This window comes from Campylobacter concisus (assembly GCF_002165785.1).
Taxonomy (GTDB): domain Bacteria; phylum Campylobacterota; class Campylobacteria; order Campylobacterales; family Campylobacteraceae; genus Campylobacter_A; species Campylobacter_A concisus_W.
In genome coordinates, this window is sequence record NZ_NDYO01000004.1 from 18,158 (window position 1) to 32,744 (window position 14,587).

Here is a 14,587-nt window from a genome sequence, read left to right on the forward strand (position 1 = left end):
AATGCCAATAGACATAAAAAATGGCACAGGACGAGAGGTGCGAGAGCGGATAAATAAAGCTTTTAACGATTTGGATGCAGCAAAGCTCGACTCAACCGCCAAAGCCGCCGATAGCGACAAGCTAGACGGACTTGATAGCTCGTCTTTCGTGCAAAAGGCATTGTCCGGTATAGGAGCAGACAATGCTCCCATCATCTCAAATCTCGATGATACCACTATGCTTGCTGGTTTTTGGAGAACCAATGAGCAGACTACAGGTACATTTCCACAGCCTTACGGTGGCTCGAAACACGCTCACGTTATAGTAGAGCGCGTAGATGCAAACTGGATCAAACAGACAATAGTTCAAATATCTCAGGACGGAACGAAACCGATATTTTATCGCACGAACAATCTCAATCGTGGCTGGCATCCATGGAAAGAGGTAGTTACTGCCGATGGATATAATCTTGACATACTAAAAGAGGCGACATCTAATTCTTCCGGCAATACTTTAGTAAGACGTGATGTAAACGGAGACTTTGTAGGAAGATGGATAACGGCAGATCATTTTCTAATGAGAACAGAGGCTCAAGACAAGATTCTTGATGCAAATAGCGAGATATGTTTTCGAAATGCACAAGCAAGCGAGGATAGTCTGTCTCACATGAGATTTGCAACGCTAGCAAAGTTCAAGGAGGCACTAGGACTTTCAAGAGGCAGTGTGGGTACAAGTGGCTGGGTTGGGTTACCAATGGGGCTTATACTCCAATGGGGGCAAACTCAAAATCTAGGCGTAGGCGAAGCAAGAGAGATAATGTTCCCTATAGTTTTTCCAAACTGGGCACTATCGGTAGTGGCAACGCCTGGACTGCCAAGTCCGAACAACGCTATCAGTTCCTTGCATGTTAATGGATTTTTCAAGGAAAAATTCACTATTCAAAACACCGATGCAGATAGTGCATATCCTGCATACTGGATTGCAATAGGATATTAAAAGGAGAAACTATGAAATACGCCCATTATGATAAAAAAGAAAAAATGATACTAGGATACTACGATGACGAAATCCATGATACTATCCCAACGCCTAATATTGAAATCTCGGACGAGGACTGGCTAAGAGCTCTAAACGAAAATGCAAATAGCGTAGATATGAAAAATAAAAAACTAGTCAGGATAGAAGTCGAGCAAGAAAAGGACGAAAAAGCCGAGCTAGAAGCTCAAATCAAAGAAACCAAGAACGACATCCGTAGAGCGATACTTATTGGCAACGACGCCGTATTGCCTGAACTTCGCGAGGAATACAAAGAGCTATTAGCCCAAAAACAAGCCCTAGAAAAAGGAGAAAACAAAGATGAAAAAGAAAACTAAGCGCTGCGAGATATGCAGCTCAAAGCTAGACAAACAAGGTAACTGCCCTTGGAGCGGTTGCCCTGCGAGCCCAAAGTATCAAGAGGAAAAGAAAAATGAAACTGACGAAAAAGCAAAAACTACAAATTCTTAAAAATGTAGCTATTGAGTTACCTATCGAAATACTGCATTTTATCGTAGTGCCTATCGCTCTGCTAGCTTGTGATGAGAAAAGCGAACGCTTACCAAAGTGGGCGGTGTGGTTTGATGAGAACGACTACGGCATAAACGGAGACGACGGCTGGAAAAACGAGCATTTCCCAAACGGCAAAAATAAAACTTATTGGGCTAGGCTTTGTTGGTTATATCGTAACAGGATAGGAAACTTTAGTGCGAAGTATCTAGGCGTCAGGATTGAAGATATAGATGCAAGCAGTGTTAAAAGTGTCGGTGATACTCTAGCTACAGAAAACAAAGGAGCAAAAAGCACCCAGTGTCTAGTGACTTGCAAGATGAAAGATGGACGTGAGCGTTTTGGTTATTACAAAGAAATAAGATATGGCAAATCTAAGTTTTATTGCAGGATATATCTAGGGTGGAAGCTTATGGACATATGTGGGATGAATGAAGAGAACAAAAGCACATATCTTGAAGCAGATGATAAGAAAGTGCTAAAAAGTGTGTGGTGTGTAAATCCGTTTAAGAGAGTGTGAAATGAGCGATAAATTTTATATAGGGGCTATCTTGTTTTTGAGCTTTGTCGTTGGCGTGCTTTATTGGCTAAACAATAGCGCAGCCGATAAGATAGATGAGCTAACCAGAAAGATAGCACTAAAAGAGGCAAGCAATGCCGTAGTTGTTTCTAATTTGGAAACATGTAACGCAAAAATCGAGCTAGCAAACACAAGCCTAAAGGCGCTAAGTGTGCCAAAACAAGACGAAGCTAAGATAAAAGAGCGTGTGATAACTAAAATTGAGCGTGTGGCAGTGCCTATCAAGGACGCCGCCTGCGAGGAAAAACTAAACTTTTACGAAAGGCTACTCAATGAAGCTAATAGTAAGTAGCCTAATCTTGGCGTTTATTTTAATCGGTTGTGGCGCAAAGCCTGAAGTAATCGTAAAAACGCAATATCAAGATGTATATGTGCCAGTGGCGTGCATTGAAAAAATGCCAACAAAGCCAAAATTTAGCCCTGAAAATTTAGAAAGTGCAAAAGAGCTTATGGGCTATTTTTTGACATGTGAAGAGTTATTAAAAGGGTGTGTAAATGGAAGCGATCATAAAAAAGACTAAAGCCTTTTGGCTAAATAAGATGGTTGTAGTAGAAATAATATTATCCGTCCTAATAATGTATATTTTTACATATAAATTTTAAAAAAAGAGGCGGATAATGGATGATCTTATAAACAAAGTAGGCATTTATTTTTGGGTTGTAGTTGTCGGCTTTTTAGGTGGAGCGCTAGGGTCTATAAACAACAAAGAACAAGCCATAAATAGAGGGCGTAAAGTATTAAATTTTATAGTCGGCACTATTAGCTCAGGATTTATTTGTTGGATATTTTTTGAAATAACATCATTTTTTACAAATAATAATGATCGCTTTAGTCTTGCAGTAGGTGGCTTTTTTGCCTGGCGCGGCACAGCGTGGATATGTGCAGTGGTTGATAAAGCAATAGATAAAAAGATCAGTAGTTTTGAAAGCCTTGATGACTTCCAATCTAAACCGCCAAGAGATTTAAATTTTTAAAGGATAAAAAATGAAAAATTTTACTAACGCATTTTATACATTAATGAGCCTAGAATTTAACAGCCCTAAAAACGCCCTACACAAAAACCCAAACGAAAAAGGCTTAACTTTTATGGGTATTTATGAAGCTGCTCACCCAAGTTGGCAAGGCTGGGGGCAAGTTAGGGCGGCAATAAACACATACGGCGATCTTGAAAAGGCTAGCGTCGCCCTATACAATGATGACACATTAATCGAAAAAGTAAAAATATTTTATAAAAAAGAATTTTGGGACAAAATGAGGCTTGACGAGGTAGATAGTGAATTAAAAGCGTGTGAGCTTTTTATTTTTGGTGTAAACGTAGATGTAGTGCCAGCAGTTAGGGTTTTACAAAGGCTTTTAGGTGTGGTGGTGGATGGCATTATGGGTGTTCAGACTCTTAAAGCATTAAACAACTACGACGAGCGAGCCTTTGATGTTGATTTTGATAGGGCAGAGATTGCTTATTATAGAAATCTAGTAAAAGCAAGACCTGAATATCATGTTTATGAAAGAGGCTGGATTAATAGAGCCGAAAAAGTATAGGCAAAAATAGCTTTTACTGAGTTTTTTACTGACCTATTTTTTACAACGTCGCTACAAACTACGATTAAAACGATATTTTGTTAATATTATTAAAAGTTTGTTGGGGACACCATCATATAATTATCTTTATAAAATACAAAATACTCAAATAGGTATATACTAAAACATATAATTAAGATATAGCAATTTATAAAAAATATTCTTATGAAGATCGGCATAACACAGGTTAAGGGAAAAATAAAAAGAATAAACTTTTAAAAATAAGATCATAAGTGATATACAAATAAGATAACTAAAATCAAAGAAAAATTTTTATAAAAAATGTGTAATGGTAAGCAGATATATTTTTTATCAATCTAGTCGGTTTATCTATAGATGTATTTGTAGTAGATTTAGTTTTTATTAACACGTTATATTATTAATTTTTATCTAAACTAATAAATTTTATCAACAAAAATTTTTATATATTTAATAATTCGTGCTAACATTTCAAAAATTTATTTAAGGAGAGTAGATGAAAAAAATTTTACTTTTAGGAGCTGTTTGTTGTATGTTGTCAGCTGATGTTAAAACCGTTAATATAAGCCCAGATGAGATCAAAAAATATGATCAGATTATCGATATAAGAACTCCATCTGAGTGGCAAGAGACTGGTGTTATCGCAGGTGCAAAGACTATAACTTTTAATCCAAATGATAAGAGTGCATTTTTGGAGGAGCTTTCAAAGGCAGTTGATATTAAAAAACCTATTGCTCTTGTTTGCAGAAGCGGCAGAAGAAGTACGGCAGCAGCCGCAGCGATAGATAGCTCAGATCTTAAGATAATAAATTTAGATGGAGGTATGAGTAGCTTGATCGAGCAAGGCTATAAAACTACGCCTTATAAAAAATAAACAAATTTTGTAATCCTACATTTGACTATAATATAAATTTATTTTGTAGTCAAATTTTATATCAAATAATAAAATTTATTATTTGATTAACCACCGATTAACTCTAGCTATATATAATTTCATCATATTTATAATAAAGAAGGAGACAAAATGTCAAAAGTTATTTTACAATTAAATGTTATTCAGGCTGATGCAAATGCACTTTATATTAAATTTCACGATCTTCACTGGAATGTAAAAGGTATTCAATTTTTTAGCGTTCATGAATACACAGAAAAAGCTTATGAAGATATGAGTGAGATATTTGACGATGCAGCTGAGAGAGCTCTTATGCTTGGTGGCAGACCTATAGTTAAGGCTGAGGAGCTAGCAAAAGTTACTCATATCAAACACGAGCCAAAAGAAATTTACACTCCAACAGAGGTTTTAGAGATTGTCTTGGCTGATTATAAACACCTTTTGGGCGAGTTTAAAAAGCTTGATGAGCTTGCAGAAGGCGATACAACAACTCAAATGTATGCACAAGATCAAATCGCAAAATTTGAAAAAGCGATCTGGATGCTAAACGCAACACTTAGCAAATAACTACTAGCGGGAGCTTTCCCGCTATATCTAAACAAATTCTACTTTTTGGCGATATTGATTCTATAAATTTCAAGGAGCCAAAATGAAAATTTCTCAAATCGCAAACTCATATAATAGTTCAAGTCTAAAAGAAAATGTAAAATCAGAAATTTCACTTCATAAAGATGAAAAGGATATCTCTAAAAAAGAGTCTGAAATTACAAATTTAACAGCCAAAGACATTTCAAATAGCTACTTTTTGCAGTATCAAAAAGAGATCGTTAAAAGTAGTAGTTCAAATTTACTAGCCCAAAGCGGCTTAAGCTTTAATGTGCCTAAAAATTTATCAGAAATTTTATCAGGACTTGATCTTGCAAATATCGGCTATAACGGTAAATCCTTAAATGAGTTAAGTAGTGACGAGGCAAATGATCTTATTAGCGAGAATGGATTTTTTGGTATCGCAAATACGGTTGATAGGATAGCTAGCTTTGTGTTAAATGGTGCAGGTGATGACGTAGAAAAACTAAAAGCTGGTAGAGAGGGTGTGGCAAAGGGTTTTGAGGATGCGAAGAAAATTTGGGGAGGTGAGCTTCCTGAAATTTCTCAAAAGACTATTGAAAAGACCCTTGAGAGTCTTGATAAAAAGATCGCCGAGCTTGGCGGTAACGTTTTAAATGTTTCAGCTTAACTATCTTAGGCAGGCTCGTCTAAGATAAATTTGTATGATCGTGTATATAAATTTAGATACGAGCCTTTAATTTCCCACAAAATTTATTTAATCTTAAAAGTTATACTTCTCCGTTTTACACTAAGGAGAACAGATGAAAGCTAAAATTTTACTTCCACTGACAACTGCTATCATGTTTTTTGGTTGCTCATTTTTTGAAGACAATCCGCCGCTGCGAAAACAGCCAAGACAGGTCATGCAAAATAGACCAGTAAAAAGCTCAATCAAAGGTTTTATAAAAGAGGTTACATATAAAGATTCAAAATACTGCTATGAAATAGTGGCGAGCGATACAAAAAATCACAAACTCAATAAAGCAAATTTTTGTGCAAATAGGTACTATTATGATAAAGGTGACTTGGTCTATGCGACCTTTTATGCAGATAAACTTATAGATATGTTGCTTATAAAAGAGGGTGGCTCTAGTGGCTTATATAATGGTATAAAAAAGCCGCAAAATGAAGTGGTTATTAAAAGAAAAAATGTAAAAACAAATATCGAAGTGCCAAAAGAGGAAAAAATTTCTTTTTAATTACCGTTGATTTACTGCTTGCTTATATAATTTCAACAGCAATCAAAACTAGAACTCCTTTTAAGGGGCAAAGCAATAGCCCCTTTTTCTTTTTACTCATTTTAATTTTTATCCTTAGTCTGTTTAAAATTATCAACTTTTATCTATTCTTGATTAATTACGGTAAACGATCGGTAACTGAAATTAAAAATTTTAAGCTTCATATTAAATTTTATTGATTATAATCGTCAGCACAAAAACCTTAAAAGGAGAAAAAATGAAACTAACAAAAATTAGTTTAGCCGCTTTGGTTGCTTTAGGTGCGTTTTCAAGCGTAGCAAGTGCTACTCCACTTGAAGAAGCTATAAAAAATGTAGATCTTTCAGGATTTGCAAGATATAGATATACAAATACTAGAGATAAAAGTGCTGATGCTTCAGCAACTCCTTCAGAAAATAGAAGTGATGCAAAACACAACTTTAAAATGATCACAAATTTTAAGGCTGCCATCGATGATAATTTCTTTGGTGTTGTTGGTCTAAGATATAATGCAAATGACGGTTCAGGCGATAATGCTAAAGCTGGAACAGATAAAACAAATACAACTGATTCATTTAAAGTTTATCAATTTTATCTAGGCTACAAAGTAGGTGCTACTACTATAACAGCTGGTAAACAAGTTATAGGTTCATACTTTACTGATGATGCTGTCGGTACTGGTGTAAGAGTAGTAAATGAAGACATCGAAGGACTAACACTTACTGCTTTAGCTTTTGACGCAATTGAGGGTTATAGTGCTGAAAGTGATGGTGAGTTGTATGAAATTACAAATAATTTAAATGATTATGATGCAGGTAATCTATATGCAGCTGGCATCGCTGGTTCATATGATCCTATCAATTTCCAACTATGGTATGCTAGCCTAACAAATCTAGCTGACCTACTTGCAGCTGATGTTTCAGCAAATTTTGCTATTAATGATGATGTTAGCTTAGGCGGTAGAGTTAACTATATAAATACTACTGTAGATAAAAGCGCAAAAGCATATCTTTCTAAAGATATAGATGAATCTAATGGCGTTGCAAACTATAATGATGGTAATTTCTATGCTGGTGAACTTACAGCTTCATTATTTGGCTTTGATTTAAGAGCTGGTTATATGGGTTGGAAAGTTGATAATAAAGGCGTAACATCATTTGCTCTTGAAGATAAAGGTAGTCTAATAGATGTTGGTGAGCTTACACTTGATCCAACTTGGGCTGATGGAAAAGCAAACCTAGTATATGGAACAGCTGGATATACATTTGATAAATTTACAGTTGGTGTTGATTACATAAAAGGCCACATTAAACACGCTGCAGCTGCTGGCGAAAATGGCAAAGAAAAAGTTGAAGAGGTTACCCCAAGATTTGCATATGAGTATAGCAAAAAGCTAACATTTAGCTCATACTATGCATTCAAAACTTCAAAATTTGCTGATGAGGCTAAAAACAAAGAAGATCAATTCAGATTTGAAGCTAAATACTCATTCTAATCGTAGCTCATTAATCAACTTATGATATAATCCCGGCTCGGAGCAATCTGATCCGGGATTTTTAAATTTAGAGCAAAATTTCAAGGAAAATTATGAAAAGTATTAAAATTTCTTTTTTGGCGTGTTTTTTGGTGGCAAATGCCTTTGCAGCTTCACAAGTCTACTATATAGAAGCTCGTGGTGAGTTTGGTAAAGAACTTGCTGAAATGGCAAAAAAGCAGGCTAATGATAGAAATGAAAAAGTAAATGTCTATGTCGATGAAGATCCAAGACGCTATAAAGATAATAGAATTTTAAAATTAGGCGTTGATAGAAAGGGCAGATATAGTGTTTCTTTAGGTAAGGAGCTTTATGAAAAGCAATGTGCTAGCTGTCATGGCGAGAATGCTGATAAAAGGCCATTTGGTTCAACGCCTCTAAAAAATATGGATGCTAAGGATATTGAAGATAGTATCATCTCTTATAGAAGCGACTCAAGTTTTGGTGGAAGCGGTAAAAATGTAATGCAAAACCAAGCTAAAATTCTTTCAAATAATGACCTTGGTGCGATTCTTGCCTATCTAAAAGGTAAAGATGCATTTGCTGAACAAGACGCAAATGAAAACAAACCAGTCTCTACTCAAACAAAGCAAGGCAGTTATTTAAGATAAGTTTTACTTTGATAGCTTTGTCATAATATAAATAAAAGGAAGCAGATGTTAAATCCAAAATCATTATTTTTAAGTATAGGCTCAGCTATCATTTTGATGATAATCTTTGCCATAGCTAGTGGAGCCGCTACGATAATAGAAAGTAAAACTAGTACAGAAGCTGCATGGTACTATGTTTATGGTACCAGCTGGTTTGCTCTCATTCAACTACTTCTTGGTATAAATTTGACCTATAATATCTTTAGATACAACTTAATAGATCCTAAAAAACTCCCTTCGCTTATCTTCCACCTTGGTTTTATCGTTATCTTAATCGGTGCTGGAATAACAAGATATCTTGGCTTTGAGGCTGATATGCATATAAGAGAAAAAACTCAGTCAAATATCGTTACGACAAAAATATCCTATTTAAATTTAACCGCATTAAACGATAATGGAGAAGAGATAAATGCTGCTTTGCCATTAGGACTTTCTGATGCAAAAAAAGGTTTTGATCTAAAGCTAAAAATAGCAGATAATGAAGCTAATTTAAAATTTAAAGAATTTGTGCCAAATGCAAGCTATAAGTTTGTGGATGATAAAAATGGGCAACCAGTAGTGGAATTTGTGGTTTCAAACGAGAGTGAAAGCGAAGAAATCTTCTTGTTAGAAGAAGAGGAAGCAAGAGTCGCAGATATTAGTTTTATCTTTAATGCTAAGCCAGACGAGAGTAAAAAATATGTACTTTTTAAATTAGTGGACGGAAATTTCACAGTTACTTCAAATATCGATCTTTCAAAATTTACAATGAGTGATAGCTCAAAAACTGAGTTAAAAGCTGGTAGCGTAAATGAATTTGGTATGGGTAGTCTTTATACTATTTCAAATATAAATTTTGCTCCAAGATTAGTTTCTGCTCATGCCTCAAGGAAGCTAGTTAGTACAAAAGATAGCGAATTTAACGCCTTGATAGCTGAATTAAATTATAAAGGCGAGAGTAAAGAGATGCATATTTTTTATAACCTAACAGAGCCTTCACGCTTAGCTGTGGCTGGACAAAAATTTAACGCTTCATGGGGCGCGCAGCAAGTTAAACTTCCGTTTAGCTTATACTTAAAAGACTTTGAGCTTAAAAGATATCCTGGCTCAAATTCGCCTATGAGCTACTCAAGTGAAGTTATTGTAAAAGATGATACAAACATGTCGGGGCTTGACTATAAAATTTATATGAATCATGTGCTTGACTATGATGGTTATAGATTTTTCCAAAGTTCATACGATACAGATGAAAAAGGAACCATTCTCTCTGTCAATAAAGACCCAGGCAAGATACCAACTTATATCGGCTACTTTTTGCTTGGACTTGGCTTTGTGTTAAATGTTGTAAATCCTGGTAGTCGTTTTAGAAAGCTAGCTAAGTTAATCGATAATGAATCAACAAAAGACGGTAAAAAGGTTGTTGCTATCATTGCCATTATGCTTTTAAGTTTAAATTCTAGCTCATTAAAGGCTGAAGACTTTTTGCCTAATATCAGCAAAGAGCACACACAAAAGCTTTCTAGGCTTATTGTACAAAGCTCAGATGGTAGAATGAAGCCGTTTGACACTCTTAGCAAAGAAATTTTAAATAAAATACATAGAAGCGAGAACATAAATAGCCTAAACTCGAATCAAGCGATGCTTTCAATAATGGTAACGCCTGATTTTTGGCGAAGTGAAAAAATTATCTCACTTGGACAAAGCAAGGAGCTAAAAAAAGAGCTTGGCATAGATGAAAATGCAAAATATGCAAGTTTTAATGATTTTTTTAGAGCCACAAAAGATGGCGGAAGTGAATATAAACTCACAAAATTTGCTGAAATTGCTAATCGTAAGCATCCTGGATCACGCAATACATTTGATAAAGATGTGATAAAGATCGACGAGAGATTGAATGTTTTTTATATGATATTTATTGGTGAAATTTTTAAAATTTTTCCAAAACAAGATGACCCATCAAACTCTTGGTATTCGCCTGCTAGTGCAATGATGTACTTTCCGCCTAAGGAGGCCGATCTAGTCATTAATATGATGAGAGAGTATTTTGCAGCAGTTGATGCGGCAACAAAAGATAGTGATTGGAGCAAGGCTGATGCTGCACTTGATAAAATTTCAGCTTATCAGCAAAAGTACGGCTCTGCTGTAATGCCAAGTGAAGAAAAGATAAATATAGAAATTTTGTTTAATAAAATTCAAATTTTTGAGCGATTGACGCCGGTTTATCTTTTGGCTGGCCTTGCGCTTTTGTTTTTTGTTTTTGTCAAAATGCTAGCTCCAAAGGTTCAGATAAATGGTATCGTAAGAGTTGTATACATTATAAATTTACTAGCTTTTCTTGCTCACACTGTCGGACTTGGACTTCGTTGGTACATTGCTGAGCATGCACCTTGGAGTAATGCTTATGAATCGATGGTCTATATCGCTTGGGCTCTAGGATTTTCTGGTATCGTCTTTGCAAAACGTAGCCCTATCGCTCTTGCTCTTACGTCAATATTGGCTGGTGTCACATTGTTTGTTGCACACCTTAGCTGGATGGATCCACAGATCACTACACTTGTGCCAGTGCTTCAAAGCTACTGGCTAACAATACATGTTTCTGTCATTACTGCAAGTTATGGATTTTTAGGGCTTTGCGCGTTACTTGGTGGCTTTACACTATTGCTTATCATTTTACAAAATAAGAAAAAGCCAAATCCAGAAATTTCTCGCAACATCCTCGAAGCTACCCGTATAAATGAGATGGCTATGATACTAGGACTTAGCTTGCTTACTCTTGGAAATTTCCTGGGTGGTGTTTGGGCGAACGAGAGCTGGGGCAGATATTGGGGCTGGGACAGCAAGGAGACTTGGGCGCTAGTTTCGATACTTGTTTATGCCGCGGTTCTTCATATAAGATTTATTCCAAGGCTAAATAACCAGTATGCATTTGCAGTGGCTTCATTTTTTGCTTATTGGTCGATTATTATGACTTATTTTGGCGTAAATTTTTATTTAGCTGGCATGCACTCGTATGCAGCTGGCGATCCATTGCCAGTGCCTGATTTTATCTGGATTAGTATCATAATAATGGTGCTTATGAGTGTTTTAGCATTTACAAAGCGATCACTTTGCTCAAGGCTTTAGATGCTAATAAAAGGTCTAATAGTTTTCTTTATTGTATTGTTATTAATTGCAATTTGTGTGTTAATCTATATACTTTTAAGAAATAGGGATTATAGCATCGAAACAAAGGAGCTCGCATTAGAAAAAGAAGAGATAACGATCGAAAAGCTTGAAAAGCTTGCGGGTGATAATAGTCTAAGTAAAAACGAGCTTTTCGAACTCATTCAAGTCTTTGTAGGAAATTTTAGTATACCAGCTAAAAATAACCAAGTCATGCCAAAAGAGGCAAATAACTATATAAATTTCATAATTTTAATCTGCTCTCATAAAAATTCTGATGCAAAGCTCATTAGTTTTTTAGACAAAGAGGCTAAAAAGAAAAATCCAAGCTATATTGTCGAGATAGAAGAGAGTGAGAAAATCGGCATAGAAAATCGCAAAAATCGTAGATAAATTTATTAAAAAAAGTGTAGTTAAAATATCTTAAAATTAAGCTTGGGATAAAAATGAGTTCTTATGATATTGATTCTATGTATGTGGTATCTTTTATTTTCTTTTCAATCGTATTGCCTATATTTTTGATAATTCCTGCAGGTAGATATAACATAAAGGTTTATGCGAGTAAATTTGATCTAATTGGACTTCATCTAATTTTTCCAATCATTATATTGCCTGCTTTGGTAGGTACTTTTATTTTAGTTTGTAACTTTTTAAATATTTCAGATTATGCTGGTTTAAGCTTTGTATTCTATGCTTTTTTGATTCTAATGATATCCTATATAATTTATGGTTTTTATGTTTGTATCAGATACAACTACGGCTTTTTTCATTGTATCGTAGCGCTTTTCTTAAGATTTAATTATGTTATGCCGCTTATTTATCTGCTCTTTTTAGGCGGAAAAAACTACAAAGATGACAAAGAGATAACTTCTAAAAATATTAAAGACTTAAATCTTTTCGATCAGTTTAGATTTTCTATTTATAATTTAATTGCTATTAGAAACTAAAAGTATTTTAAGAGTATTAAAGGTTTTGCAATTAGAGAAATTTATTAAAAGCAATAAAAGCAAAAGAAATTTTTATATCTTTCTTGTCTTTAAAATTTTAGTCCAAAGCAGGTTTTTGTTTTGCCTTATCATTTTTAAGCTTATCTTTTTTGGCTTCAAACTCAGCTATTACATTTGCATCAGGAAATAAATATCCATCCTCAACCATCAGATCAACTGCCTTTTTAAACATAGGTAAGGCACTTTGAGCACCGAAGTAGTAGTAAGGTCTTTTAGGATCCCTTGCTAAAACGCCTATTGTGTAGCTATTACCTCTTGTGTCATTTACAAAGCCAAAAAATGAGCCATTGTAGGTATTGCTGTATCCACCACTACCTGAGGCAATGTGTGCAGTTCCAGTCTTGCCACCTATCTCAAGCCCTGGCGTAAAGGCTTTTAGTCCAGTACCTTTTTCAACCGTTTTTATTAAAATTCTCTTCATTATCTTTGCGGTTTCTTGTGATATAACTTGAGCTGGCTCGGACTTTGGCAAATCGTATCTTTTCCCGTTTCTCTCTAAGTAGGCAACCATGTGAGGAGTAACTTCAACGCCTTTATTATTAAATGTATTATAGGCTTTTAAAAGCTGCATAAATGTAGCTTGCAAGCCGTATCCGTAGCTCACAGTCGCCTTATATGTTGATGAGTTTAGCTTTGTAACTGTTGGCATCATACCTACTTGCTCGTAAGGTAGATCTATGCCAGTCTTTCTTGAAAAGCCAAAATTTAAAAGCCCTTGATAAATTTGTGGCCCATTTAAACGCTCAACAAGCTGAATCATACCAATGTTTGAGCTATGTACGATTATATCTTCAGCACTCATAAAAGGCTCCGGATGGGTATCTTTGATTATCCTTTTGCCAAGTTGGTATCGGCCATTATAGGTATTTACAAGCTCGAATGGATTTACTTTCTTCTCTTGAAGTAAGATAGAAAATATAAATGGTTTAAAAACTGAGCCAACTTCATAAGCATATTCGCTAACGGTCGAATTTAGAGCGCTATAATCTTGCTTTCTTATGTTTGAAGGATCATATCTTGAGCTAGAAGCTAGGGCTAAAATTTCTCCATTTTTGCTATTCATTATACAGATGACTAGCTCTTTTGCATCTAGAAATTCACGCTTTTCATCTAAAATTTGCTCTAGTTTGGTTTGAAATTTAAGTGGTATAGAAAGTACTGCATTGTAACCATCTACTCTTGTTGCTAAATTTGAGTCACTTGTTAAAATAATATTATTTCCAATATCGCGAGGTCCTAAAATTTTTGCATTTTGTATAGGGGCTAAATAATCTTCATAGTATCTCTCAAGACCTTTTACGCCTTTGCTTTTTGTTAGCGCGTCACTTTCAGTTTTGCTCACGTAGCCAATAGCCGGTGTGAGAGCGTCTTTTGACATAAATTTACGATTTTGTCCGCTTTCCATTACTCTCATGCCCTGAAATGAAGCAAGTCCTGTTTTTGGATCAAGGTATGAAACCAAAATGCTCTTGCGATTCAGCTTTCTTGAGAGCTCTTGAAGGTAGGTAGCACCCTTTGCATCAATGCTATATGAGAGTGTAACAATGCCTTTTGTGCCATTTATAATCTTTCTTACTTTGTTTGGATCGTCGCCACTGTAAAGCGAATATAGTTTGATAAACATCTCTTTTTTATTAGGATCGATGTTTCTAGTATCAAGCATCACTTTGTAGAGTTTTTGGCTTGAAGAGATGCTAAAGCCATCTTTTGTGATTATATTGCCACGAATTGCCGTATTTATATCGCTTGTTTGAAGCCTAGGAAGCTTTCGCTCGATACTTGCTCTATAAAATATGACAAGTACGAATATTGAAATTCCAAAAGTAATTAATAAAAAAAGTATGGTTATTTTTGATTTTCTGGAATTCATTAAT

The 14,587-nt window shown here is 35.1% G+C and carries 18 protein-coding genes; 17 read left to right on the top strand and 1 reads right to left on the bottom strand.

The features are described 5' to 3' along the window. Position 1 precedes the first annotated feature (1 nt). From B9N62_RS02715 to B9N62_RS02790, 17 genes are all read left to right on the top strand, one after another. Positions 2 to 976, top strand: a complete 975-nt coding sequence (locus B9N62_RS02715; protein WP_087584268.1) for a gp53-like domain-containing protein — start codon at positions 2 to 4, stop codon at positions 974 to 976. 11 nt (positions 977 to 987) lie between these two features. Beyond that, the gene (locus tag B9N62_RS02720) at positions 988 to 1,353 is read left to right on the top strand and encodes a hypothetical protein (protein ID WP_087584269.1); all 366 of its coding nucleotides are present in this window, start codon (positions 988 to 990) and stop codon (positions 1,351 to 1,353) included. Continuing rightward, a complete protein-coding gene (locus tag B9N62_RS10460; protein ID WP_180382148.1) occupies positions 1,337 to 1,486 on the top strand; it encodes a hypothetical protein in 150 nt (49 codons plus the stop codon). The genes B9N62_RS02720 and B9N62_RS10460 overlap by 17 nt, the downstream gene beginning before the upstream one ends. Continuing rightward, positions 1,449 to 2,045, top strand: a complete 597-nt coding sequence (locus B9N62_RS02725; RefSeq protein WP_087584270.1) for a DUF7338 family protein — start codon at positions 1,449 to 1,451, stop codon at positions 2,043 to 2,045. The genes B9N62_RS10460 and B9N62_RS02725 overlap by 38 nt, the downstream gene beginning before the upstream one ends. A gap of 1 nt (position 2,046) precedes the next feature. Then, the gene (locus B9N62_RS02730; RefSeq protein ID WP_087584271.1) at positions 2,047 to 2,397 is read left to right on the top strand and encodes a hypothetical protein; all 351 of its coding nucleotides are present in this window, start codon (positions 2,047 to 2,049) and stop codon (positions 2,395 to 2,397) included. After that, positions 2,378 to 2,626 (top strand): hypothetical protein, encoded by a 249-nt coding sequence (locus B9N62_RS02735; RefSeq protein WP_087584272.1) that lies wholly within the window; start codon positions 2,378 to 2,380, stop codon positions 2,624 to 2,626. The genes B9N62_RS02730 and B9N62_RS02735 overlap by 20 nt, the downstream gene beginning before the upstream one ends. Positions 2,627 to 2,723: 97 nt before the next feature. Then, on the top strand, positions 2,724 to 3,080 hold the full coding sequence (locus B9N62_RS02740; protein ID WP_087584273.1) for a phage holin family protein: 357 nt from the start codon (positions 2,724 to 2,726) through the stop codon (positions 3,078 to 3,080). 10 nt (positions 3,081 to 3,090) lie between these two features. Next, complete coding sequence (locus tag B9N62_RS02745) at positions 3,091 to 3,645, top strand: putative peptidoglycan-binding domain-containing protein (RefSeq protein WP_087584274.1); 555 nt, start codon at positions 3,091 to 3,093, stop codon at positions 3,643 to 3,645. Between the two features lie 514 nt (positions 3,646 to 4,159). Continuing rightward, positions 4,160 to 4,537, top strand: coding sequence for a rhodanese-like domain-containing protein (locus B9N62_RS02750; RefSeq protein ID WP_021090898.1), 378 nt, complete (start codon positions 4,160 to 4,162; stop codon positions 4,535 to 4,537). A gap of 150 nt (positions 4,538 to 4,687) precedes the next feature. Then, entirely contained in the window at positions 4,688 to 5,122 is a 435-nt protein-coding gene (locus B9N62_RS02755; protein WP_021090517.1) for a Dps family protein, read from the top strand. Between the two features lie 82 nt (positions 5,123 to 5,204). Continuing rightward, the gene (locus B9N62_RS02760; RefSeq protein WP_087584275.1) at positions 5,205 to 5,792 is read left to right on the top strand and encodes a hydrogenase-4 component G; all 588 of its coding nucleotides are present in this window, start codon (positions 5,205 to 5,207) and stop codon (positions 5,790 to 5,792) included. A 133-nt stretch (positions 5,793 to 5,925) separates the two neighbouring features. Beyond that, positions 5,926 to 6,363: a hypothetical protein gene (locus B9N62_RS02765; RefSeq protein WP_087584276.1), complete on the top strand. Its 438-nt coding sequence runs from the start codon at positions 5,926 to 5,928 to the stop codon at positions 6,361 to 6,363. Between the two features lie 256 nt (positions 6,364 to 6,619). After that, positions 6,620 to 7,876, top strand: coding sequence for a major outer membrane protein (locus B9N62_RS02770; protein ID WP_087584277.1), 1,257 nt, complete (start codon positions 6,620 to 6,622; stop codon positions 7,874 to 7,876). 92 nt (positions 7,877 to 7,968) lie between these two features. Continuing rightward, positions 7,969 to 8,526, top strand: a complete 558-nt coding sequence (locus B9N62_RS02775; RefSeq protein WP_021090538.1) for a c-type cytochrome — start codon at positions 7,969 to 7,971, stop codon at positions 8,524 to 8,526. 45 nt (positions 8,527 to 8,571) lie between these two features. Beyond that, positions 8,572 to 11,667, top strand: a complete 3,096-nt coding sequence (gene ccsA / locus B9N62_RS02780; RefSeq protein WP_087584278.1) for a cytochrome c biogenesis protein — start codon at positions 8,572 to 8,574, stop codon at positions 11,665 to 11,667. Positions 11,668 to 11,724: 57 nt separating this feature from the next. Further along, positions 11,725 to 12,099: a fatty-acid--CoA ligase gene (locus B9N62_RS02785; protein ID WP_257640171.1), complete on the top strand. Its 375-nt coding sequence runs from the start codon at positions 11,725 to 11,727 to the stop codon at positions 12,097 to 12,099. Positions 12,100 to 12,152: 53 nt separating this feature from the next. Beyond that, positions 12,153 to 12,653, top strand: coding sequence for a hypothetical protein (locus tag B9N62_RS02790; RefSeq protein ID WP_257640172.1), 501 nt, complete (start codon positions 12,153 to 12,155; stop codon positions 12,651 to 12,653). A 97-nt stretch (positions 12,654 to 12,750) separates the two neighbouring features. Here B9N62_RS02790 and B9N62_RS02795 read toward each other — a convergent pair whose 3' ends face one another. Beyond that, the gene (locus B9N62_RS02795; protein WP_087584478.1) at positions 12,751 to 14,583 is read right to left on the bottom strand and encodes a peptidoglycan D,D-transpeptidase FtsI family protein; all 1,833 of its coding nucleotides are present in this window, start codon (positions 14,581 to 14,583) and stop codon (positions 12,751 to 12,753) included. Between the last annotated feature and the right edge of the window lie 4 nt (positions 14,584 to 14,587).

Coding starts and splice junctions, on each gene's coding strand:
- B9N62_RS02715 (WP_087584268.1), top strand. CDS start 2: ATGCCAATAGACATAAAAAATGGCACAGGACGAGAGGTGCGAGAGCGG.
- B9N62_RS02720 (WP_087584269.1), top strand. CDS start 988: ATGAAATACGCCCATTATGATAAAAAAGAAAAAATGATACTAGGATAC.
- B9N62_RS10460 (WP_180382148.1), top strand. CDS start 1,337: ATGAAAAAGAAAACTAAGCGCTGCGAGATATGCAGCTCAAAGCTAGAC.
- B9N62_RS02725 (WP_087584270.1), top strand. CDS start 1,449: ATGAAACTGACGAAAAAGCAAAAACTACAAATTCTTAAAAATGTAGCT.
- B9N62_RS02730 (WP_087584271.1), top strand. CDS start 2,047: ATGAGCGATAAATTTTATATAGGGGCTATCTTGTTTTTGAGCTTTGTC.
- B9N62_RS02735 (WP_087584272.1), top strand. CDS start 2,378: ATGAAGCTAATAGTAAGTAGCCTAATCTTGGCGTTTATTTTAATCGGT.
- B9N62_RS02740 (WP_087584273.1), top strand. CDS start 2,724: ATGGATGATCTTATAAACAAAGTAGGCATTTATTTTTGGGTTGTAGTT.
- B9N62_RS02745 (WP_087584274.1), top strand. CDS start 3,091: ATGAAAAATTTTACTAACGCATTTTATACATTAATGAGCCTAGAATTT.
- B9N62_RS02750 (WP_021090898.1), top strand. CDS start 4,160: ATGAAAAAAATTTTACTTTTAGGAGCTGTTTGTTGTATGTTGTCAGCT.
- B9N62_RS02755 (WP_021090517.1), top strand. CDS start 4,688: ATGTCAAAAGTTATTTTACAATTAAATGTTATTCAGGCTGATGCAAAT.
- B9N62_RS02760 (WP_087584275.1), top strand. CDS start 5,205: ATGAAAATTTCTCAAATCGCAAACTCATATAATAGTTCAAGTCTAAAA.
- B9N62_RS02765 (WP_087584276.1), top strand. CDS start 5,926: ATGAAAGCTAAAATTTTACTTCCACTGACAACTGCTATCATGTTTTTT.
- B9N62_RS02770 (WP_087584277.1), top strand. CDS start 6,620: ATGAAACTAACAAAAATTAGTTTAGCCGCTTTGGTTGCTTTAGGTGCG.
- B9N62_RS02775 (WP_021090538.1), top strand. CDS start 7,969: ATGAAAAGTATTAAAATTTCTTTTTTGGCGTGTTTTTTGGTGGCAAAT.
- ccsA (WP_087584278.1), top strand. CDS start 8,572: ATGTTAAATCCAAAATCATTATTTTTAAGTATAGGCTCAGCTATCATT.
- B9N62_RS02790 (WP_257640172.1), top strand. CDS start 12,153: ATGAGTTCTTATGATATTGATTCTATGTATGTGGTATCTTTTATTTTC.
- B9N62_RS02795 (WP_087584478.1), bottom strand. CDS start 14,583: ATGAATTCCAGAAAATCAAAAATAACCATACTTTTTTTATTAATTACT.